This window comes from Viridibacillus sp. KH_047, assembly GCF_057838945.1.
The window spans coordinates 3,918,412-3,939,628 of record NZ_CM174479.1; the positions used below are offsets into that span (position 1 = coordinate 3,918,412).

22 protein-coding genes and 1 riboswitch are annotated in these 21,217 nt (G+C 34.9%); of the genes, 6 read left to right on the top strand and 16 right to left on the bottom strand.

Annotated elements, in window-relative coordinates:
• Window positions 1-56: 56 nt before the first annotated feature.
• Window positions 57-812, bottom strand: a complete 756-nt coding sequence (locus AC3IS5_RS19160) for an SDR family NAD(P)-dependent oxidoreductase (protein WP_489425819.1) — start codon at window positions 810-812, stop codon at window positions 57-59.
• Between the two features lie 258 nt (window positions 813-1,070).
• Window positions 1,071-1,223, bottom strand: coding sequence for a hypothetical protein (locus AC3IS5_RS19165; RefSeq protein WP_489425820.1), 153 nt, complete (start codon window positions 1,221-1,223; stop codon window positions 1,071-1,073).
• 931 nt (window positions 1,224-2,154) lie between these two features.
• Here AC3IS5_RS19165 and AC3IS5_RS19170 point away from each other — a divergent pair.
• The gene (locus AC3IS5_RS19170; RefSeq protein WP_489425821.1) at window positions 2,155-2,889 is read left to right on the top strand and encodes a glucose 1-dehydrogenase; all 735 of its coding nucleotides are present in this window, start codon (window positions 2,155-2,157) and stop codon (window positions 2,887-2,889) included.
• Between the two features lie 513 nt (window positions 2,890-3,402).
• On the top strand, window positions 3,403-4,638 hold the full coding sequence (locus AC3IS5_RS19175; protein WP_489425426.1) for an IS110 family RNA-guided transposase: 1,236 nt from the start codon (window positions 3,403-3,405) through the stop codon (window positions 4,636-4,638).
• A gap of 162 nt (window positions 4,639-4,800) precedes the next feature.
• Here AC3IS5_RS19175 and AC3IS5_RS19180 read toward each other — a convergent pair whose 3' ends face one another.
• From AC3IS5_RS19180 to AC3IS5_RS19200, 5 genes are all read right to left on the bottom strand, one after another.
• Window positions 4,801-5,067, bottom strand: a complete 267-nt coding sequence (locus AC3IS5_RS19180; protein WP_489425822.1) for a hypothetical protein — start codon at window positions 5,065-5,067, stop codon at window positions 4,801-4,803.
• 133 nt (window positions 5,068-5,200) lie between these two features.
• On the bottom strand, window positions 5,201-5,380 hold the full coding sequence (locus AC3IS5_RS19185; RefSeq protein ID WP_038183346.1) for a DUF4083 family protein: 180 nt from the start codon (window positions 5,378-5,380) through the stop codon (window positions 5,201-5,203).
• Between the two features lie 489 nt (window positions 5,381-5,869).
• Window positions 5,870-7,198 carry an MATE family efflux transporter gene (locus tag AC3IS5_RS19190; RefSeq protein ID WP_489425823.1) on the bottom strand — a complete coding sequence of 443 codons (1,329 nt, stop codon included), beginning with the start codon at window positions 7,196-7,198 and terminating at the stop codon, window positions 5,870-5,872.
• Window positions 7,199-7,306: 108 nt separating this feature from the next.
• Entirely contained in the window at window positions 7,307-7,867 is a 561-nt protein-coding gene (locus tag AC3IS5_RS19195; RefSeq protein ID WP_489425824.1) for a TetR/AcrR family transcriptional regulator, read from the bottom strand.
• 356 nt (window positions 7,868-8,223) lie between these two features.
• On the bottom strand, window positions 8,224-8,691 hold the full coding sequence (locus AC3IS5_RS19200) for a MarR family winged helix-turn-helix transcriptional regulator (RefSeq protein WP_489425825.1): 468 nt from the start codon (window positions 8,689-8,691) through the stop codon (window positions 8,224-8,226).
• A gap of 357 nt (window positions 8,692-9,048) precedes the next feature.
• Between AC3IS5_RS19200 and AC3IS5_RS19205 the strand changes: the two genes are divergently transcribed.
• Window positions 9,049-9,438: a hypothetical protein gene (locus AC3IS5_RS19205; RefSeq protein ID WP_489425826.1), complete on the top strand. Its 390-nt coding sequence runs from the start codon at window positions 9,049-9,051 to the stop codon at window positions 9,436-9,438.
• Between the two features lie 222 nt (window positions 9,439-9,660).
• Here the strand turns inward: AC3IS5_RS19205 and AC3IS5_RS19210 are convergent, their stop codons facing one another.
• The 3 genes from AC3IS5_RS19210 to AC3IS5_RS19220 form a co-directional block, all read right to left on the bottom strand.
• The gene (locus AC3IS5_RS19210) at window positions 9,661-10,569 is read right to left on the bottom strand and encodes a methyl-accepting chemotaxis protein (protein WP_489425827.1); all 909 of its coding nucleotides are present in this window, start codon (window positions 10,567-10,569) and stop codon (window positions 9,661-9,663) included.
• A gap of 200 nt (window positions 10,570-10,769) precedes the next feature.
• Window positions 10,770-11,237, bottom strand: a complete 468-nt coding sequence (locus tag AC3IS5_RS19215) for a MarR family winged helix-turn-helix transcriptional regulator (protein WP_489425828.1) — start codon at window positions 11,235-11,237, stop codon at window positions 10,770-10,772.
• A 211-nt stretch (window positions 11,238-11,448) separates the two neighbouring features.
• Window positions 11,449-12,447, bottom strand: a complete 999-nt coding sequence (locus tag AC3IS5_RS19220) for a bifunctional metallophosphatase/5'-nucleotidase (RefSeq protein WP_489425829.1) — start codon at window positions 12,445-12,447, stop codon at window positions 11,449-11,451.
• Window positions 12,448-12,729: 282 nt separating this feature from the next.
• Between AC3IS5_RS19220 and AC3IS5_RS19225 the strand changes: the two genes are divergently transcribed.
• Both AC3IS5_RS19225 and AC3IS5_RS19230 read left to right on the top strand, forming a co-directional pair.
• Window positions 12,730-12,981 carry a hypothetical protein gene (locus tag AC3IS5_RS19225; RefSeq protein ID WP_489425830.1) on the top strand — a complete coding sequence of 84 codons (252 nt, stop codon included), beginning with the start codon at window positions 12,730-12,732 and terminating at the stop codon, window positions 12,979-12,981.
• Between the two features lie 177 nt (window positions 12,982-13,158).
• Complete coding sequence (locus AC3IS5_RS19230) at window positions 13,159-13,716, top strand: SLOG family protein (protein ID WP_489425831.1); 558 nt, start codon at window positions 13,159-13,161, stop codon at window positions 13,714-13,716.
• A gap of 4 nt (window positions 13,717-13,720) precedes the next feature.
• Here the strand turns inward: AC3IS5_RS19230 and AC3IS5_RS19235 are convergent, their stop codons facing one another.
• The 6 genes from AC3IS5_RS19235 to AC3IS5_RS19260 all read right to left on the bottom strand — a co-directional run bounded on the left by AC3IS5_RS19235 (window position 13,721) and on the right by AC3IS5_RS19260 (window position 20,440).
• Window positions 13,721-14,602: a DMT family transporter gene (locus AC3IS5_RS19235; RefSeq protein ID WP_489425832.1), complete on the bottom strand. Its 882-nt coding sequence runs from the start codon at window positions 14,600-14,602 to the stop codon at window positions 13,721-13,723.
• Between the two features lie 106 nt (window positions 14,603-14,708).
• Window positions 14,709-15,923 carry an amidohydrolase gene (locus tag AC3IS5_RS19240; protein ID WP_489425833.1) on the bottom strand — a complete coding sequence of 405 codons (1,215 nt, stop codon included), beginning with the start codon at window positions 15,921-15,923 and terminating at the stop codon, window positions 14,709-14,711.
• Between the two features lie 2 nt (window positions 15,924-15,925).
• On the bottom strand, window positions 15,926-17,161 hold the full coding sequence (locus AC3IS5_RS19245; protein ID WP_489425834.1) for an amidohydrolase: 1,236 nt from the start codon (window positions 17,159-17,161) through the stop codon (window positions 15,926-15,928).
• A 269-nt stretch (window positions 17,162-17,430) separates the two neighbouring features.
• Window positions 17,431-18,396, bottom strand: a complete 966-nt coding sequence (locus AC3IS5_RS19250; protein ID WP_489425835.1) for a bile acid:sodium symporter family protein — start codon at window positions 18,394-18,396, stop codon at window positions 17,431-17,433.
• Window positions 18,397-18,563: 167 nt separating this feature from the next.
• Window positions 18,564-19,856, bottom strand: a complete 1,293-nt coding sequence (locus AC3IS5_RS19255) for a nucleobase:cation symporter-2 family protein (RefSeq protein WP_489425836.1) — start codon at window positions 19,854-19,856, stop codon at window positions 18,564-18,566.
• Window positions 19,853-20,440: a xanthine phosphoribosyltransferase gene (locus AC3IS5_RS19260; protein ID WP_193738143.1), complete on the bottom strand. Its 588-nt coding sequence runs from the start codon at window positions 20,438-20,440 to the stop codon at window positions 19,853-19,855. Before AC3IS5_RS19260 ends, AC3IS5_RS19255 begins: the two co-directional genes overlap by 4 nt.
• A gap of 193 nt (window positions 20,441-20,633) precedes the next feature.
• A riboswitch (purine riboswitch) is annotated at window positions 20,634-20,735 on the bottom strand.
• A 242-nt stretch (window positions 20,736-20,977) separates the two neighbouring features.
• Here AC3IS5_RS19260 and AC3IS5_RS19265 point away from each other — a divergent pair.
• Entirely contained in the window at window positions 20,978-21,166 is a 189-nt protein-coding gene (locus tag AC3IS5_RS19265; RefSeq protein WP_489425837.1) for an acetyltransferase, read from the top strand.
• The last annotated feature ends 51 nt before the right edge of the window (window positions 21,167-21,217 follow it).

A 21,217-nucleotide genomic window follows, 5' to 3' on the forward strand; every position in this document is an offset into this window, starting at 1 on the left:
TAGATAATGATTTATAATTTGGATGCCCTTTACGTAAAGGCCCCCTTTTTAAATTATTAGCGTAATTTAATTGATCCGCCGTCTACCATGATTGTTTGACCCGTAATATAAGCCGAATCTTCTCTTGCTAAGAATACTGCAACGCGACCGATATCGTCCTCAATTTCACCTAGTCTTCTTAGTGGAATTTTAGAAAGCATTCCTTGGTAATATTCTGGGTTTTCTTCTGCCCATTGAATCATACCCGGCGATTTAGCGATTGGTGCAATGATGTTTACGTTGATACCAAATGGACCAAATTCATTCGCAGCCACACGCGTAATTCCACGAATCGCTTCTTTTGCAACTGCGTAAGAAGCTTGATTAACGTCGCCATTAATGCCAGCGCCTGATGCGAAGTTGATGATATTTCCTTTTGATTCTTTTAAATATGGTAGTGCAGCTTGCATTAAGTAGAATGTTGGATAGAATCCAGTATTAAATGATAAATCGAAATCTGCTTGTGTTGTGTCCGCAATCGAGTTCATTCTTGATGCATGTGCATTATTTACTAGAATATCTAGTTTGCCATATCTTTCAACGACTTGTGCCACGATGTTTCCAAGTTTTTCATGCTCTGCAAGGTTTGCTTGAATGAACATTGATTCTGGTTGGTATTCTTGTAATTTCTGAATTGATTCAGTTCCTACTTCAGCATTTAAGTCAACAATTACAACTGTTGCTCCCTCTTTTACAAAGGCAGTTGCCATTCCCATACCAATACCGCCTGCGCCACCTGTAATAATTGCTACTTTACCGTCTAGTCTTTTCATTATTATTTCTCCTTTAAGAATAAGTATTTATAAATGTACCTTGAAAAACTAAGATACCTTTTGATAGTTGTTAGGTAACTTTTAAGAACCAAGTTACTTTATGTAACTCATATTATCTCGAATTCGAGATATTGTCAATTGCATGAACTCGACTACTTTAATAATTTATAATAAAAAAACCTAATGATGCGATTTAATAAATAGTTACCTTGTTTCAAAAATATATAGAACATGTGATTACATGATATTGGATTATATTTATCCCATTCTCTTTTGTACTTGTCGACCCACCTCATCCATTACCCAGTTAGATATAGTAACAGTAATAAAACCATCTTCCAAAGTGACAAGTCCACCTAATGCGAGATGAACAGTTGATTTACAGTTTAGATTCATGTCAATGACTACCATTTCAATATCTTCACCGTACTTGTGAAAGTAATCTTCAACTGTTTCTTTTATTGATTTGATAAAATAGCAGTTGAACCAAAACAAAAAGCAGTGGAAAGTTCGTTTGAATCGAACTTTCCACTGCTTATTTTATTTTTGACTTTATCAATACCTATGCAATTACAAGGACGTTTTTGAATACTGATAATTAATATGCTAAACCAAATAGAGCTTTGATATGTGCCATATAACGAATGTTAGATGCTTCCTTCATAAGCGTTGCTGGAAGACCTTTATTTCCATTCAATAGATTATGAAATGTAATTCCAATTAACTTTTAGACAAAGTGTCTCCTATATCTATCAATACTTTTACATTGCAGAGTCCGGTTTTTCTCCAATTATACGAAAATAGTTCGATGCATCCTGTAAAGCCACCACAAAATAATAAAAAGCAGTTCTAGAAGATTGAATTACAATTACTTCTACTAATATGTCCTTTTCATTTTTTCACATTTCTTGCCTAATATTACAATCCCCTAACAGATTAAATAAAAAATGAGAAACTGTTTTCATGCTTATAACTTCTCAGAACAAAAATCCAAGCAAAATTGCACTAATTTCATTTTACTAATTTTTACACATCACTTATCGAGATGTTTCTTAAATATTCCCTACAAATTCTAAAGAACTATATAAACACTAATAATCATTATATATAACTATAAATAAAAATAAAATACCCAATAATTAACCATTTAATGCACAAAATTATTATAGATATTTAAAATTTACTAGTCAACTGAGTTCATTGAATTGACATTATCTCGAATTCGAGATAATATAATTACATAAAGTAACTTGATTCTTAAAAGTTACCTAACAAATATCAAATGGTATCTTTGTTTTTCAAGGTATATTAATAAATACTTATTCATAAAGGAGAAATAATAATGAAAAGACTAGATGGTAAAGTAGCAATTATTACGGGAGCAGCACAAGGTATGGGTGCGGCACACGCAAAATTATTCATAGAGAACGGTGCAAAGGTTATTTTAACAGATTTAAATGAAGAAAAAGGCATTGCATTCGCAGCTGAATTAGGTGAAAATGCCCTTTTCATTAAACAAAACGTTGCATCTGAAGAAGATTGGGCAACAGTTATTGCGAAAGCAGAAGAAGCTTTCGGTCCAGTAAACGTATTAGTAAACAACGCCGGTATTACTATGGCGAAAAATATGCTTGATATTACAGTAGAAGAATACCGTCGCATCGTAGACATTAACCAAGTGTCTGTATTTTTAGGTATGAAAACTGTAGCAGCTTCAATGATGAAAGCTGGTGGCGGTTCAATAGTGAATATTTCTTCAATGAACGGCTTAGTTGGTGGTGCTGTAGGTTACACAGATACAAAATTCGCAGTACGTGGGATGACAAAAGCGGCTGCGATCAACCTAGCACCAATGGGCATTCGCGTAAACTCTGTACACCCAGGCGTTATCGCAACACCAATGGTTGTACAAGAAGATACAAAATCGGCTGTAGAAGCATTCTCTCAACATATTCCATTAAAACGCGTAGCACAACCAGAAGAAGTTTCAAATATGATACTGTTCTTGGCTTCTGATGAGGCTAGTTACTCAACAGGTTCAGAATTTGTTATCGATGGCGGATTAACTGCACAGTAATAGAAGTGCATGAAAAAATCTTAATATGATTTATAATGGCCGATTTTCTATTAGTATAGAAAATCGGCCATTATTTTTTATTTAATTAAAAACCGCACTTATTTGTGGTACGGTTCACCGAAACTAATATTAATCTATATTACTTCTTTTTCTTCGTCCATCTATCTCTCTTGTTAAATGATAAAACAAACACCTTATTGAACTAAACTGCCCCGTTAGTTCAAGAAGAAAAAGGCTCTACTCCTTATTGAAGTAAAGCACCCGTTCGTATTATAAGGTCAGCCAGAGAAATCTGGTTGACTATTTTTTATTCAATTTATAGATTGATAGTAGCCGGGGTAGAACGGAAGCACCCGTGGGATTTAATCCCGACAACTAAACAGTTCGCCCTCTACTTGTTAACACATGATTAGGCTGGTTGGGACAAATAGATCCCGTATAACAAGCGAAGATATGAATAACAAGCTAGATAGAGGTTACCGGTCAATACACTACATGAGGAGGAGATAAACTATGAATCCAGTAGTTGGTCTGGATGTCGCCAAAGGTGAAAGTCAGGTTCAAATGTTCTTGGATAAAAAAATGCCCTATAAAAACAGTGTGAAGATTGAACATACGGTGGAAGGACTTGAAGAGTTACACTCTTATTTACTAGATTTAGAGCGTCAAACAGGATTAAAACCACCTGTTGTTTTGGAATCAACTGGCCATTATCATGCCTCAGTTGTACAGTTTTTAGAAACTAGAGAATACATTGTCATTATCGTCAATCCGCTCGTTTCATATCGAGCGAAAAGCTCTAGTTTACGAAAAACTAAAACAGATGCCATTGATGCCTATCACTTAGGTGAACTGTATTACAAAGAGGATTTAGAGCCTCAGAAAAAGCGTGGTATTCAGCTTTTAAACCTTAGGCATCTGACAAGGCAACACGAAAATATGACGGGAATTATGGTTCAAACAAAGCTACAATTCCAAGCTATATTAGATCAAGTTTTCCCTGAGTATAAAGGAGTTTTTGGTGATTTATACGCTGAGATTTCATTAAGGACTTTACAGTCCTTCCCTACATCTGAATCAGTACTAAATACAAGTGTAGAAGAGATTGCACAATTTATTGATAAGCATTGTAAAGCACGTTCGTATAAGTGGGCGTACGAAAGAGCTGAGCGATTAATCGCAGCTGCAGAACGTAACCCATTTCAGTCAACGCTTTATCAAAGCCTTCTTGTCAGTCTGAATATGTATATTGATTTACTTCAAGCGTACCGCCAACAACTTTCTACGTTAGAGCGTGAGATTGATCAATTGGCGGCACAACTCGAAGAATATGAATTAATCCAGTCACTTCCCGGTATAGGTGAAAAAATCGCAGCCACGATACTTTCAGAAATTGGGGAAATTGAGCGGTTTAATCATCCGAAAAAGTTAGTAGCCTTTGCGGGACTAGACCCAAGTGTGTTCGAATCAGGTCGCTTTAAAGGCACGAAAAATCACATTACCAAACGCGGCTCGGCTAGACTTCGCCACATGCTTTACACAGCCGTTCGTTGTTCAATTCGAGATAGCCGTAAAAAGAAAACAACAGATGAAACCATTGCACGAAATAAACGATTACGAGCCTTCTACGATTTAAAACGCGAAGAAGGTAAGCCGTATAAAGTAGCTATTATTGCTTGTGCTAATAAGCTTTTACACTGGATTTATGCGATTTTAAAAACGAAAACACCGTTCCAAGTAACTATTTAGCTACAGTATTTTCAAATAGAACAAAAACCTTCCACATTAATGAGGAGGGTTATTTGTGTTGTGCATTTTTAGTATAACATGAAGTGTTTTTCGATTAAAAATATTTTACTTGACTTTCTATTAGCTGGTTTAGTTGAATAAGAAAAACAATATTTATTACTTCTATTCGTTAATATTAAGTATCTTATAATAGGCAAAAATGATGGTCGTGAGACCAATCCCAAAAAGGATACTTCCAGCAGCCAAGAAATTATTTGTAAAACCTTCAAGTACAACAAGGTATGTTGAATTTTCTACTACATCTTGTTTAAATATCCAATTTTCAGCAACTGATAATCCAAAGTTAACACTGAAAAATAACAATATAAAACCAATTGCAGTTATTAAAGAACCTAAAGCAACTAAACCTATTAATTTATTTTTTGTCATTATTCTTCCTCCAATCTCTTCTTAAACTAACCTGCCCCGTTAGTTCCATAAGAAAAAGCTACCTTAAAGACAGCTCCAATCTTCAGCTAACGCACCCATTAGTTGAATGGCGTAGAGAGTAAAAAATCAAGTATTAATGTTTATTTTGCTCATCTAACTTTTGTAAAATAGTGTCTAATTTTTGGTTAATTATCTGTTTTTCTTTAGTTGAATCTTTTAATCGTTTAAAAGCAATAAAAATAATAGCAATAACTAAAATAAGAAAGACAAAATATATTAAAGTCACTATAACATCGCCAATATTCACACTCACAAAAAAACACCCCCTAAATTCATTTAATCACTTCTCTATACTAATATAATAACAAAAAGTTACGATCTTCTAAATAGGTTAGCAATCCTTATTCAAGTAAACTGCCCCGTTAGCACAATAAGAAAAAAGAGCTGTCTGAACAGCTCAATGATCATCAAAGCACCCGTTAGTTGAAGAAGAAAATTATATACAATTTGTTTGTCTTTACCTCTTTAGTTTTTGGTTAATTTTTCCCAATAGGGTCTTTTTATAAGAGAAATCCCGCCACTTCTGCAAGTGACGGGATTAACGCAAATCTAATTTTCCATTCAGAGAGAGTTCCAACAGCTTACTGACTTTCATCATGCTGACTTAAGTACAATTCAAAATCTGAATGTTATTACACCGAGATATTATTGATATTAGAAGATACACACAGGAATTGGACTTCATCTTGTCAAATTTACTTTTTAAATGTCGAGCACAGATCCAAAAAATCAATGCCATATCTTAGCTATACCATTTTCTATGATAATAATAAATCGTCAGAAGTACGATGAATTCGGATGTTGGGATTGCGAGCCATACACCAGTTAATCCAAATAATCGTGGCATGATCATAAGCAAGATGAGCAACACGACAATTTCACGTGCGGCAGTAATCCACGTTGCCATTCGGATGTGTCCGATGGATTGATAATACGTCATCATGACAAAGTTTGTTCCCATAAAGAGATACGCGATAAAGAATAGCTTAATGCCCGATACAGCCAGTGTAATCACTTCTTCAGGGAAATCACCGAACAAGCTGACAATTTGTGTTGCTGCAAATTGACCGATGAACACAAAGAAGATACCTGCTGCGAGAGCCGTCCCAATTGCCAGACGTATTGTTTGTTTCATCTTCTTTTCATCTTTTGCCCCGTTATAATAACTAATCAGTGGTTGGATGGCGGACCCCATTCCTAAAAACAACAGCAACATCACACTATGAACATAATTCAAAATTGTAAATGCTGATACGCCGACAGTTCCAGCGAGCTCTTTAAATGCGAGATTATGCGAAATTGTAAAAACCGAAATTCCGACTTCCGCCAGAAAACTTGGGAAACCAATGACTAATATAAGAAGTGCGAGTTTCTTATCAAATTTGAAACGCACAAAACGCAAGTTGCTTTTTTTTCTGAAAAAATGTGTGCTGAGTATGATTAGTCCTACAAGTGCCCCAAGGACTGTCGCAATAGCAGCACCCTCTACGCCATAATCAAGAACGAATAAAAACACATAGTTCAAAATGATGTTGACAACTGACGTAGCAATTAGTGCAATCATTGCTGTATTTGGACCGCCATCATTTCGCACTAAAATACTAAAAGCATTTTCTACTGTGAAGACGAATCCAAACAGTAGCATGACGTTCAGATAACCTGATGTATATTCAAACGTATCGGCATTCGCCCCTAGTAAATACGCAAGTTCTGTTCTAAAGACAAATGCAGTAAGCCCGATGATCATCGTTAAAATAAATATAGAGCTAATGGCATGTGAAAAAATGATACGTGCTTGATCTGGTCGTTTAGCGCCCATCATAGCAGAATATCGGGTCGCAGCGCCAATACCAATCCATAATGACATGGCGACAAAAATTGTATAGACTGGGCCAGCAATTCCGACACCTGCAAGGGCGACTGGACCTAACTTGTTGCCGACCATAATTCCATCAACTACAATATTGACAGCCATCAGCAACATTCCGATGATTGATGGGATTAAATACCTCAGGAAAGATTTCCCTACAGATTCTGTGTCTAAACGGTTTACTGTTTGTTCTTTTTTCATTGCTATTTCAAATCCTTATCTATTAATTGGTTTTAAAAACAAAAAAACTATTTCAGTTTTTTTAGTTTTCTTAGGGTGAAAAGAAACTGGCATATATGTGCCAGTATATTAATCATTTTTTTCAGTCAGAATTCCAGTCAATAATACATCCACAATTGTTTCAAATGATTCTGTTATAGAGATACTATGCCCTAAAAAGAATTGTTTATCAAACGTTATATTCGAAGCCTCAATAATCAGTTTCATCAATAAGTCGATGTTCATGTCCTTAATGATCCCCGATTGGATTCCTTCTTCAAGAAGTGCTTTAAGATCATCCCACTGGTTCAATTCGCGATTTACGCGTTCCCATTGTGCAGGGTAGTATCGTTTCAATTGCTCAAAAATACGCAAATCGTAAAACTCATTGTATTTCGGTAAGACAAGAATAGTTTTTTTTATTTTTTCCGCGAGAGTGAATTCAGGATTGTCGATGATTAGGCGAGCCTGTTCATCAAACTCACTAAGCGTCAAATCAATGATGGAATCAAGAATATCTACTTTCGATGAAAAATTTTCATATAACGTACGCTTACTTATACCAAGTCTTTTCGCCAGATCATCCATTCTGAACTTAATGCCATTATTTCGTGTCTCTTCAATGAATGCTTGTATGATTCGTGTCTTCAATTTATAATCCCCCTCAAGAAAACTATAAACACTTTTTTAGTTTTCTTGGTTTTATGATACTTCAGTTGTTTGAGTAATGTCAACTCGGATTATCAACAGCCGATAGGTAGACCAGGATCATAGGGGCACATAAATACAAAATATAAATATATAATAAGAAAACAAATAAGACCACCCATCACGGAGTGGTCTTATTGTTGGTTATTTAACTAAAGCACCCGTTACTTTAAGTACATTTCTTCACAAACTTTAAACTGAAAGTAACTATCTAATAGAAAAGTTCAATAAAAAACTTGTAGGACAAAATCTAATTTTAGACTTTGTCCTACAAATCAAAAGTTTAAATTTGTATATGCTTAACTTTTACTTAATATCTTTTTTGTTAAATCCAAAAATAAGCTTTTTTCATCATCTGTAAGATTTTCAGTGACCATACTTTCCACGGTTCTCCAAACATTTAAGACTTCTTCTTTTATATCGATTCCTGCTTGAGTAAGGGAAACTAGTGTTACTCGTTTATCCAAATCAGAACGTTTCATAGTTACAAGGCCAGCTTCTTCTAATCTACGAACGGACTTTGCAACTGTTGAATGATTAATTCCCAATGATTTACCAAGCGCATTTTGAGATTGATTGTCTGTGTGCCATAGCTGCATTAGCATCATTTCTTGTCCTGGAAATAATCCAACTTTTCGTAATAACTCAGATGCTGTTGAACGATGATATCGAACGAGTGCGATGATTGCGAAATTTGCAGGGAATTCTGAAGCAGTGAAAATTCCATCGACTTCAGAAAGAGTTTTAGGAAATTGATTTTCTAACATAAAAGCTTCCCCCTTTTCAATTATTGATTGTTCCTTGTTGGATACTTCATATATCCTTTACTATCCCCATCAAAGAATGTGCTACGAACAGTTTCATTCAATAATACACCATTTTGAAGTCGTTCTTCTAGGTCTAGGTTTGCTAATGACTAAACACTAACTGGATCAATATCTGCACATCTTTCTAATTTAAGTTGCCTCGGCACAAAAAAACATAGATGTTCCGTCACTATAACTAATATGTATCTATGAAAATTCTTTTGAGTTGCATCATTTAAGTTTTTATGATAATTTTATGTTGCCGGCAACGTATATAGTATTTGAAGTCAATTTTTTTAGTAAGAAGGGAATATTAGAATGCAAAAACAAAATTTAGTTTATAAAATTGTTCGTATTATTTTTGGAGTAATGATGGTAGGATCGGGCATAGGTATGATCGTTTTAGGTGGATTCCCGATTGAGTATGAAAATGTTTCTGCGAATCAATTTATGCAAGCAATGGTAGGGACGGGGTACTTTGTTCTGTTTTTAGCTTTAGTAAAAATTGTTTGTGGTATAGCATTTATTACAAACCGTTTCTTACCGTTAGCATTAGTCATCTTTATGCCTGTTTCAATAAATATGGTAATGTTCCATATTTTCTTAGAACCAGTAACAGGTATTGGTGCATATATGATTTTAATAATGAACGCATATTTAATGGTCAAAAACATTGAAGCATATCGCCCGTTGTTAAAAATGAAATAAACAGAGGTTTTTTATGTAATTACGATCCTTCTAATACTTGCTTTACATCTGATTTTTAATAATAAAAAACGTTCAATAGTACCCATGTGTACTTATTTGAACGTTTTTCTTGAATTTTTATTTAATTATATTATTCCTACAATTTTCACCTTTTCGTATCACTCATATATTTATTACTTATGCTGTTTTGCTTTGTCATACTTTTTCTTTTTTTATATTCCATCAAATAACTTCCGTGAAATTCTGCGCCTTTTCATCCAATGCTTCAGCAGAAGTTGATATTTCTGCAAAGTCTTGTATTGCTACATTGATTTGATCATGCGTCTGCTCCACACTTTGGGACACTCGGTTTATACTTCCGGTTACTTTTTCAATTTCCAAAGTAATTCCTTCAACATTATCTCTAACTTCGGAAATTGAATGAGCTACCTTTTCAGACAGTTTTCTTACTTCCTTTGCAACAACATCAAAACCTCGACCATGCTCTCCTGCCCTAGCAGCTTCAATTGCCGCATTTAATGCTAATAGATTTGTTTGGGAAGCAATTTCACGAATGGTTTTCACGATTCCTTTAATAGAATCAGCTTGATTCTGTAAACTTACTAAATTAACTGTATTTTCCTCTGATTCTCTTGCGATACGATTAATCGTCTCACGCAATTCTTGGCTTCTCATTATTCCGGTTTCGGAACGATTATGTAGCTGTTTGGACATGCCCTTTAAATCGTCGGCTACTTCCATGATCATATTCTGGCGTTCTGTTATATTAGTAGCTATTTTCGATACGCCTATTATTTTATTACTATTTTCAGCAAAGATAGGCATATAGGTAGCTTCTAACCATACTCGATTACCCGTTGCATCCATCCGCTCAATTTTATCTTGAAAGCTCTTCCCCGATATTAAACTTCTCCAAAATCGTTCATAGGAAGCACTGTTTACGAAGGATGGAAAGCAAAATTCTTTATGATTCTTCCCGTACATTTCTTCCACACTATAACCTAAAGTTTGTGCAAAAAGATTATTTACGTATGCCACTTTTCTATTTAAATCAAATCGTATAATAGCTAAATTATTTTCAATGGCTTTCACTACTAGTTCATCTGTCACTTGATTATCAAGCGCATTCATATTAACCAACTCCTCTTATTTGATTATTCATGTCATTATTACTCAATGTATTTCTTTTAAATTTTTCTATAAAAAATGTATCTAAGTTGAGTTAATTTATTTTTATTCTCGTTCCAATATGACAGTGCTGTTATATATCTAAAATTATGTAATGATTCTGTTGCAACTAAATAGTCCAAGCCCCATCAGCCAATCTCACTTCAATATGATAAATGCTCACCTTTCCCCCCCATCTCATTTAGTTGTGTTAATAACTCGTTTAATTCATTTAAGCGAGATTTCAATTCCCCATCTTGTGCTAATAATGTTTCACATTCCGATACTTTATTGAGAATCTCTTCGGTAATTAAAGTTTCTTGTAGCTGCGCTTTTTCTGTAAGCGACACAATGATAGCCCGCTTATCTTGAGTAGAAATCCCCTTTGTTACCCACCCTTTATCAACTAACCTATTAATTATCGGATTTAGTGTCCCTATGCCTAAACACACCTTTTCACTAAGCTGTTTCACTAATAATTGATCCTTCTCCCAAAGCGCTAAAAGTACCAAATATTGCGGATATGTTAAGTCAAAAGGTTCTAAAATTTGGCGATATAATTTTGTAAATTGATTTGCCGCCTTATAAACTTCAAAACAAAGCTGGTTGTCTAATTTAAATGATTTATTCATATTACTCTCTCCAAATATATATCGTGTACGATATATATTTTATTTTATATTTCGATAAATGTAAATTTTTAGTCAAAATATCTTTTCCACTTCTATAACAAGGACTTTTTCTTTATGTACCTTCATAAAAAAGAAACAAAATGAATAACAAAACGCATGTAAATATACATGCGTTTGTTAACTTATAAATATATTAAATAGTGAAGATACGCTACAAGACTACCCGCCAATTATTATTACAAGTTGCTATAATCTCCTTCATTTCTAGTAACTCGTTTGCAATGAGTTCGGTCATATCTGTTTGAATTTCTTTTATAATGGGTTTTCCTTTGAACATATCAAAATTACCTGCCCCGCTTGCACGATAACTATTCATCACCACTGTAAATTGTCTATCCATATCTATTGGTGAATCTTCGTATAATAGTTTTGTAACTCGTGCACCTATAGGATTGGAAATCTTCAATTCGTATTCAATTCCCTCCCACATATCGTAGTTAAAATGCTGGGCTTTGGGTTCAACAAATATTGGATTTACAACGATTTCTCCATTTTCCTCACTAAAATAAGTTGCACATTGCTCTAGTGCATCTTTTATATCTTGTCCTGTCAATTGAAGTACTTTTAATGTGTTTGGATAAATATAATTTGAAACAATATTCGAAATCATTGCTCCTGTAACTTTCATTTGAAGATTATTTATAAACTCTACATAAGGATGGTCTGCCAAACGTGTTTGAAAAGCATCAACAATTTGCATATCCCCCTGAATTTCACCAATTCTTTGATCCAGCCATTGCTCTGTTTCCTTTTGAATTGTCGCAATAGCCTCGAGTGTGGCCACATCTGCTGGAACACTTTCATCAATTGCAATGAGCTTTGATTCATGCTCAACCCTTACTACCTTCCCGCTTGGATCGTGAGAAATGGAAAGAATAATTTCTCCAAGTGCCTGTCCTTGTGTGCCTGGTTGTATGATAGAAATTCCATTCAATTTATCAGCTAGCAAGCGATGTTGATGGCCTGTAATGAGCACATCAATGTTTGGTATCTTTTCACAAATAGCATAACCTTGATTTTCCCCAGTATCTTGCTCTGTCAATTCTCCAGTTTGTAAATGGCGCTCAAATCCGCCATGATATGCAACAATTAACACATCTACTTTTTCATTTTGATGTATGTGATTGCACCAATATTCAGTTGATTGCAAAGCATCTTCAAATCGTAAACCTTCTATATGAGCGGCCTCTTCCCATAACGGTACAAAGTGTGTCGTAACCCCGAGAATCGCGAGTCTAATACCTTCTATCTCTTTAATAATATACGGACTCCCGAAGTATGGATCACCACTATCTTGATGAACAATATTCGCACCTAACCACGGAAATTGAGATTGCTCAACAACATTTGATAATGTTTTTAATCCAAAGTTAAAAACGGAGACCCTTTCCCTATACAGGTTGTTCTGAATGGATTAACGCCCAATTCTCAAGTGTTAAATGGGCAAGTTCAAGTTTACCTTGCAGGTGGGCAAGGTATTTCAAAAGTTCAAGCAACTGATGGTTCTTGGCCGACGAACTTCGGTTATGGTGATATAGGAGTAATAACTGCTGACGAAAACGGACGCGCAATAAAAACAATTTATCTTCGTCTAAATCCATCTGTTTCAAGTACAACAGCAAACCTTCGCCTCCGCTTAGGTTCTGGAAATAATGTATTAACCAATACCGTAGATTTAAACTAAACAATAGATAAGTTGGTCACCTTAGAAGCAATAAAACTATTATAGAACCTATTTGGGTGGGTAACCTTCAAATAGGTTCTTTTTATCTCAACTTTAATGCTTGCATATACTTTTCCATTCCTTCACTAAGCATGTAAAATACTTTATAGTATATTAATTCTATAGAGGAGGCATTTCATGCTAAAACGTTTAGTCATTACTGGCTACAAGGCACATGAGCTAGGCATTTTTAATGATCAACACCCGGGTATATCGATTATAAAAAAGTCATTACATAATCAATTGATTTCCTTAATTAACGATGGATTAGAATGGGTTATTTTAAGCGGTCAACTTGGTGTAGAAACTTGGGCAGCAGAAGTTGTACAAGAACTGCAAATTGAATATCCAGAGTTAAAATATGCGATTATCACGCCATTTCTGGATCAACAAAAGAATTGGAATGAACAAAAACAAGAAAAATACGATATGATTGCGGCAAAAGCTAACTTTGTGACGAGTTTAACGAAGCGACCCTATGAAGCCCCTTGGCAATTTATCGAGAAAAATAAATTTCTTATAAAAAATTCAGATGGTATTCTCATTATTTATGATGAAGAAAACGACGGTTCTCCTAAATATATAAAAAAACTTGCCGAGCTGTATGCCGACAAGCATGATTACACGATTCTCAATATTAACGCCTATGATTTACAGGTTGTTGCTGAAGAAGAACAGATGAAAGAATGGGACTAGTTTTTTATAGAAGTGTTTTTTTAGTTCTCAATGAAATCGTAACTCCACACACAATCACAATTCCACCTAATAATTGAAATAAGTCAATTGGCGTTCCCAGTACAATTAAACCAACAACCATCGCAATAAATGGTTCCAAATTCATCAACAACGAAGCATTAGATGCTCCTACTTTCTGAATCGAGTTATTCCAAAGATAAGTACATAGGCCGTGCATAATAATCGCTGTGACTATTAATAGTAACCAATATGATAATGGCACTGTAAGGGCTTGCTCCATATACTTCCACTGCACAAATGGTAGCAACCCAATTAAACCAAAAATATTACTATAGAAAGTTATGACGCCAGGCGGCATCGATTTTGATAGTTGTTGAACAAAAATGAGGAAAATAGAAAAGGATAACATTGTTAATGTTATTAATAGCTCACCTTTACCAAAGTGGATTGTCACAAAAGAACCATTTGTTATGACTAGCCAGACGCCTAGTAAAGCAGCTAATGAGCCGAACCAAAATAATTTTTTCTTTCGCTCTTTAAAAAAGGCTACAGATAAAATGGCCGTCATTATAGGAGACAATGCTAAAATAAGCGCAGCTTTAACCGGTTCTGAATATTGCAAACTGGCATAAAAACTCCATTGATTGAGGGTAATACCAATAAGCCCCGCAACAACTAATATTAGAAAACCTTTTTTAGATAGCCTATAATTCCTTACTTCTCGGTAAGTAATGCTCCATAAAAATAGCACTATAAAAATTAATCGAATAAACGCAATAACACTTGGAGCAAATACATTTACTAATATTGCACCAAAAATAAAATTACTACCCCAAGCAAAAACACAACAAAATAAAATGAAATACGTAACTAATTGGTTTTTCATAAAAATACCTTTCTACAATTTTTCAGCCTACACAAAAACCCCAGAAAGAGGATACCCCTAAGAAGATCAGTAAACACTGCTTCCTTTAGGATTATCCTCTAATTATTTATACAAATTGTCCATTCACCATGACTGTACGTTTAAGTGGTTTACGCGCAACTACTTCTGCTGAAGAAGTGGCATCAAAGAAAATAAAATTCGCATCATCTTGAACATTTGGCCAAACCTTTTGACCATCCTCATCTAGAGCTGTAAGTCCGCCCGTAATCCATTTCAAGGCTTTTCTAAGTGATTTCTCATCAATTTTACCCGTTAATTCACAAAAACGAGTTACTTTTTCAAGAACATCACCAGAGCCATATGGACTCCAAGAATCAAAGAAACCATCACAACCAAAGTTCACATTTACTCCGTATCGATCAAGTAAATCGATTGGTGGGATAACTCTCTTTAGATTAATAGGAACTGTAGACATAATTGCTACATTATTTTCTGCTAGACGTGTAGCAATTTTTTCTTGTTCACGGATAGAGACATCACCTAAGCAAAATGAATGGCTTAAAGCTGTACGTCCATGATAATTTACATCCTCAACAATGTCTACCCATTTATCCACTGTATAATAGCCCACGTGCCCTCCATCATGAAGGTGAATATCAACGTCTGCATCAAATTCTGTAGCTATATTCATAGTTTCATATAAAGATTTTTCAATTGCATTATCAATTCCTGCTGGGTCTAATCCCCCAACCATTGTTGCTCCACTACGCATCGCTTCTCTAATTAAAGCAGGAACATGATCTCGAAGTAAACCATGTTGTGGGAAAGCAATAACGTCTGCTGTTACTTTACCTTTAAATGAATCCAATGCAGCAATAACACCCTCTAAATTTTTTAGTCCGATATAAGGATCAATATTAACGTGTGTACGAATATGCGTCGCACCATTTGCTAAAATTGTTTCAATCATTTTTGTCGCTCTTTGCTGTGTAGAATCAGCAAGTAAAGGTAGTTCGCTTGCCTCATGTGCTAATCGTTCTTTTAAGTTGGCCACAGGTGTACAAGCTCTCCACCCTAAAGACATATATGTTTTATCAAGATGATTATGCATCTCTTTAAATGTTGGAACTGCAAGTTTTTCTTTCATATCAATACTATCTTCGTTTAAAGGAATGTTTTCAGAAATAGATATTAATTTTGTTATTTTACCCTCAGTTATTTGAATATGGAATAATGCTGTTTCAGTTTCAACTGTTCCATCTTCTAAGGTTCTTTCTCCTACTTCTAGTTTCACATTCGAAAGCCACTGTACTTTAATCATTATTACCCCTCCTGCCCTACTAGTTCTTCATTTGTGAAAATCAGCTGACCTTGTGAAATAACATGCGTAATTGGCCTTCTTCTAGCTACAGCATGTGCCGAACATTGTGCGTCAAGTAATACTATATTCGCTAAATCCCCCACTTGAGGCCAAACTCTCATGCCTACATCATTTAGAGGTGTGATTCCGCCCGAAGCATATTTCCAACAACGGCTAAGTGAGTATTCATCAATACATTTAAATCTTTCAGCAAATGTATTTAACTTTTCTACAGTATTCCCTGTCCCAAATGGTGACCAGTGATCCGTTAAACTATCGTGTCCAAGCGACACTTTCACCCCATTATCATATAAGTATGGAATTGGAATAGTTGTTCGACCAATTGGCACTGTTGAAGTGACATCGATTTGAGCATCAGCTAAAGTCGCCGTTAATGCTTCTAACTCTTTACCTTCTAAATCGCCTAAAGCCATTGCATGACTAATTGTTACTTGACCAACTTTGTTTGCCTCTTTCGTTAATTTTGCCAATTGATAAAATTCAAAAGCACCAAGTGTATTTGGATCATGAATATGCATATCGATACCTGTGCCTGCTTCTACTGCAATATCCATAGTAGTATGTAATGATCTATCAATATCACGGTCAATAACAGAAGGGTCCACTCCACCAACTAATGTAGCACCCATTTTCATAGCTTCACGTATTAATGGTTCAACACCCGAACGTAATAATCCATGCTGAGGAAACGCTACAATATCATAAGTAACTTGTCCTTCAAATTTTTGAAATGCCTCTTTCGTAATTTCTATATGCTTCGTACCAATTTGAGGATCAACATTACAATGTGACCTTATGTGGGTATGACCTTGAGAGATGAGTAATTGAATCATATTTTCTGCACGCTGAAGTGCTATAGGAAGTTGAGCAGGTAATAATTCTTCCTCCTCTTCTATTCTAGTGAAAATACCTTTCGTAGCTGGCTTACAAGCCTTCCAAGGACCACTAAAATATGTTTTATCAACGTGAATATGCATTTCTCTAAAGGCAGGCATTAATAAAGATTCTTGTGCATCTAAAACCTCAATATTAGAAGACAGTATATCTTTCCCGATTTCAGTTACTTGTCCATTCATAATTAATACATCAAAAATCTCAGTTTGCGTATTTACAATATGACCATTTATATAGCTAAAACCTGTTTCTAACTTAGCGTTTTTTATCAATAGATTCTGCATTACCATACTACCTCCTATATGAATAAAACTAAATTGGCTACAATGAGCATCAAATTGCACGCAAATTCCGCTCATCTTGTAAATCATATACCATTGTCGATATATTATCTATTTTCTGAAATCAATAGTCTCATACTAAATTTGATATTGACGTGGTGCATACCTTAATTTCAAAAATTTAGAACAGGTTTTATTATCTACAACTAGAGTGATGACAAAATAAAAAAGCTATTCCACTAAGTGTTTAACACCAGTAGAATAGCCTTGAATTATTGTTCTTTTTTTCCTTCTAATACTTTTAACATCTTTTTATTAGCCTTCCAACTCCAATAAGTTGCGAGTAATGGACCCGAAATATTGTGCCATACACTGAAAATCGCACTCGGAACTGCAGCTAATGGACTGAAATGGGCAACTGCTAATGCTGCTCCTAGACCGGAATTTTGCATCCCTACTTCGATAGAAATTGCCTTTTGATCTTCATAATTCAATTTCAGTGCTTTTGCAATTAAGAATCCAAATAGTAAACCTAAACCATTGTGTAAAATAACAACAGCGAATATTAATAGCCCTGTTTCTAAAATTTTATCGCGACTACCACCTACAACAGCAGCTACAATCATCACTATCGCAATAACTGAAACGAAAGGCATAACGCCAATTGCAGCGTCTGTTTTATTTTTGAATATTAATTTTACAACAACGCCTAAAACAATCGGGATTAACACAATTTTAACAACAGAGATGAACATATCACTTGCGGATACCTTTAACCACTCACTAGCTAGTAAATACACGATAGTTGGTGTCAAAAGTGGAGCGAGTAGAGTCGTAATAGAGGTGACTGTTACAGATAATGCTGTATTCCCTTTCGCTAAAAATGTCATAACATTTGAAGCTGTACCACCCGGGCAAGATCCAACTAAAATGACACCTATTGCGACTTCTGGAGATAAATTAAAACCTTTAGCTAGTATGTATGCTAATAATGGCATGACTATAAATTGCGATAAAACACCGACTATAACTCCTTTAGGCTGCTTCAAAATCAATTTGAAGTCTCCTATAGATAATGTCATCCCCATCCCAAACATGACAATCCCTAATAATAATGAAATATAAGGGGCAATCCACGTAAATTGCTCTGGTGCGTATAATGCTAGACCTGCAACTACCAAGACCCATATGGCGAAAGTATCGCCAACAAATTTCCCGATCTTTTCTATCGTCTGCATGTTACTTACCTCCTTTACAATTTTATTAGATTATATGCTCGAAATTTTAATTTATCATACAAAATAAATGTTCTAGTTTATAATCCCTGTATTTTAGTGATATATGGAAACAAAAAAAGATACACCACTATAAAGAAGTGATGTACCTTAAAATAATATTAAACTTACTAATCTACTAATTCTTCCTTTGATTCTTCTCTTCTCCATGGAATCATATTAAAAATAATATTTAATACGATAGCAGTTACACTTCCTGCAACGATACCATTACTTGTTAGGATTTGAACGCTAGAAGGTAAGACTTTGAAGATATCTGGAACAACTGTAACACCAAGACCCATGCCGATTGCACAAGCGATAATCATTGAATTACCTTCAGACTGATTGATCGTTGTACTTAACATTTTAATACCTTGAGCAATAACCATCCCAAACATTGCAATCATAGCCCCACCTAGTACAGGCGTTGGAATGATTGTCGTTAATGCCGCCACTTTAGGCAAGAAACCTAATGTCACTAAGAAACCACCTGTGACGAAAATAACATTACGTGTACGTACGCCTGTCATTTGTAGTAACCCAACATTTTGTGAAAATGCTGTGTATGGGAATGAGTTGAAAAGACCACCTATAATAGAAGCTAATCCTTCAGAACGATAACCACGAGCTAAATCCTTTTCTGTCACAGGTTGCTTACATATATCACTAAGTGCAAAGTAAGAACCTGTCGACTCTACTAAAGATACTAATGCTACAAGTGTCATCGTAACGATTGGTTCCCAATGGAATGTTGGTGTACCAAAATAGAATGGCTGAACCATTTGCAAAAAGTCAGCTTTAATCACTGGAGTAAAGTCAACTTTACCCATGAAGATTGCCGCAATTGTTCCTAGTGCTAATCCTATTAAAATAGAAATTGCTCGAGCAAATCCTTTTGTGAATCTATAAATTAAAACAATAGTAATCAATGTTCCAAATGCTAACGCGATGTTAGGAGCAGAACCGAAATCCTTAGCTCCTTGACCACCACCCATATTGTTAATAGCAACTGGTATTAAAGTGATTCCTATAATTGTTACAACTGAACCAGTGACAACTGGTGGGAAAAAACGTACTAACTTTCCAAAAAAACTTGCAATCAATACTACAATTAGGCCTGAAGCAATGACAGAGCCATAAATTGCGGATAAGCCATATCCTTTACCAATTGCAATAATTGGTGCTACTGCCGTAAAGGTACAGCCTAAAACGATTGGTAAACCTATACCAAAAAACTTACCACGTACCACTTGTAATAGTGTTGCAATACCGCACATCATTATATCAATGGAAACTAAATACGTTAATTGCGTTGAATCAAACCCTAAAGATTTACCAATGATTAAAGGAACTAGAATAGCCCCTGCATACATTGCTAATAAATGCTGTATCCCAAGTGTCACTAATTTCAGGTTTTTCATCGAGCCAATTCTCCTTCGGCAAATGTTACTTTACCGTCTTCCAAAGATGAAATGATTGCTAGAGAATCAATACGAATACCTTTTTCACGAAGTAGCTTACCACCATCTTGGAAACCTTTTTCTATGACAATACCTACGCCACTAGCAGTTGCACCTGCTTGTCCAACGATATCAAGTAAGCCTTTCACAGCTTCTCCATTCGCTAAGAAATCATCAATAATTAGTACAACATCATCCGATTTCAAGAAATCTTTTGATACAGAAATTTCATTTGTTTCATTCTTTGTAAATGAATGAACTTTTGAAGAATATAAATTTCCTGCTAAAGTTAAAGATTTTCGTTTACGAGCAAATACTACGGGTATACCTAAAATAAGACCTGCCATAGTAGCTGGTGCAATACCTGAAGATTCGATTGTAACGATTTTTGTTAAACCTGCATCTTTATAGCGATTCGCAAACTCTTGACCGATTTCTTGCATAAGTTTCGGATCAATTTGATGATTCAAGAAAGAATCAACTTTTAATACTGTGTCTGATAATACTTTACCGTCTTGTACGATTTTGTCCTGCAGTGCCTTCAAGTTTAGGCGCTCCCTTCTTTTCCTAGCAGTTTCTTAATTTTGTACCATATTAATCATTAATACTCGTATGTATAAACTAGAATATAATAAAAAAACTCAGAAACCATGCATCCATTCATACTACGAGTGGAGCAAAGTCCCTAGAGCTAAAAGTTCTTTGGGTATAAAAAAATAATGTCATTAGACATTAACTTTCTATATCATTGCCTCTCATAGTCAGTTTGTTTACGGCAAACCGGTAGAAACTTGCGAGCCTTATTCTCGCTATTATATGAGTGAATGCTATTAAGATTTTCGTTATAGAATGTTCCTATTATAGCACTCAAATTTTGAATTTCAATCCTTACAAATAATGAAAGACTATTCAATCTTTTTCGTGTTTTTAAAGCACTAAAACAAAAGGAACTATGTGGTATTTAACTAGTTCCATCTATTTAAATATTCCATTTATTTCAGCTCAGCACATTAGAACTTATGCTATAATTCTACTCAAGGTATTTTACAAAAAATACAATTTCAAGGAGTTGGAGATGAGGTATGGGTAAATGTCCTAAATGTGACGGAAACGAAATGAAAAAAGGAGTACTTCACAGTGGTGCTGTAATTCTTCAAATGGTTCCAGCAAATAATATCAGAGGCAAATCTTCACCTGTATCAGCTGAGTATTGTAATGATTGTGGATACATTGAAACTTTTTATGTCACTGAGCCTAAGAATTTGCAATAGCTTTTCTTATTCCACTATTGATTAATATGTCATTCAGATAATTTATTGCTT

What these genes read in the sequence shown, in the direction of transcription:
- AC3IS5_RS19200 (WP_489425825.1), bottom strand. Translation starts at nt 8,691, where the DNA reads ATGTTAGAAAATCAATTTCCTAAAACTCTTTCTGAAGTCGATGGAATT.
- AC3IS5_RS19245 (WP_489425834.1), bottom strand. Translation starts at nt 17,161, where the DNA reads ATGCAGAATCTATTGATAAAAAACGCTAAGTTAGAAACAGGTTTTAGC.
- AC3IS5_RS19205 (WP_489425826.1), top strand. Translation starts at nt 9,049, where the DNA reads ATGCAAAAACAAAATTTAGTTTATAAAATTGTTCGTATTATTTTTGGA.
- AC3IS5_RS19190 (WP_489425823.1), bottom strand. Translation starts at nt 7,198, where the DNA reads ATGAAAAAAGAACAAACAGTAAACCGTTTAGACACAGAATCTGTAGGG.
- AC3IS5_RS19210 (WP_489425827.1), bottom strand. Translation starts at nt 10,569, where the DNA reads ATGAATGCGCTTGATAATCAAGTGACAGATGAACTAGTAGTGAAAGCC.
- AC3IS5_RS19255 (WP_489425836.1), bottom strand. Translation starts at nt 19,856, where the DNA reads ATGAAAAACCTGAAATTAGTGACACTTGGGATACAGCATTTATTAGCA.
- AC3IS5_RS19215 (WP_489425828.1), bottom strand. Translation starts at nt 11,237, where the DNA reads ATGAATAAATCATTTAAATTAGACAACCAGCTTTGTTTTGAAGTTTAT.
- AC3IS5_RS19165 (WP_489425820.1), bottom strand. Translation starts at nt 1,223, where the DNA reads ATGGTAGTCATTGACATGAATCTAAACTGTAAATCAACTGTTCATCTC.
- AC3IS5_RS19170 (WP_489425821.1), top strand. Translation starts at nt 2,155, where the DNA reads ATGAAAAGACTAGATGGTAAAGTAGCAATTATTACGGGAGCAGCACAA.
- AC3IS5_RS19230 (WP_489425831.1), top strand. Translation starts at nt 13,159, where the DNA reads ATGCTAAAACGTTTAGTCATTACTGGCTACAAGGCACATGAGCTAGGC.
- AC3IS5_RS19250 (WP_489425835.1), bottom strand. Translation starts at nt 18,396, where the DNA reads ATGCAGACGATAGAAAAGATCGGGAAATTTGTTGGCGATACTTTCGCC.
- AC3IS5_RS19175 (WP_489425426.1), top strand. Translation starts at nt 3,403, where the DNA reads ATGAATCCAGTAGTTGGTCTGGATGTCGCCAAAGGTGAAAGTCAGGTT.
- AC3IS5_RS19180 (WP_489425822.1), bottom strand. Translation starts at nt 5,067, where the DNA reads ATGACAAAAAATAAATTAATAGGTTTAGTTGCTTTAGGTTCTTTAATA.
- AC3IS5_RS19265 (WP_489425837.1), top strand. Translation starts at nt 20,978, where the DNA reads ATGGGTAAATGTCCTAAATGTGACGGAAACGAAATGAAAAAAGGAGTA.
- AC3IS5_RS19240 (WP_489425833.1), bottom strand. Translation starts at nt 15,923, where the DNA reads ATGATTAAAGTACAGTGGCTTTCGAATGTGAAACTAGAAGTAGGAGAA.
- AC3IS5_RS19235 (WP_489425832.1), bottom strand. Translation starts at nt 14,602, where the DNA reads ATGAAAAACCAATTAGTTACGTATTTCATTTTATTTTGTTGTGTTTTT.
- AC3IS5_RS19160 (WP_489425819.1), bottom strand. Translation starts at nt 812, where the DNA reads ATGAAAAGACTAGACGGTAAAGTAGCAATTATTACAGGTGGCGCAGGC.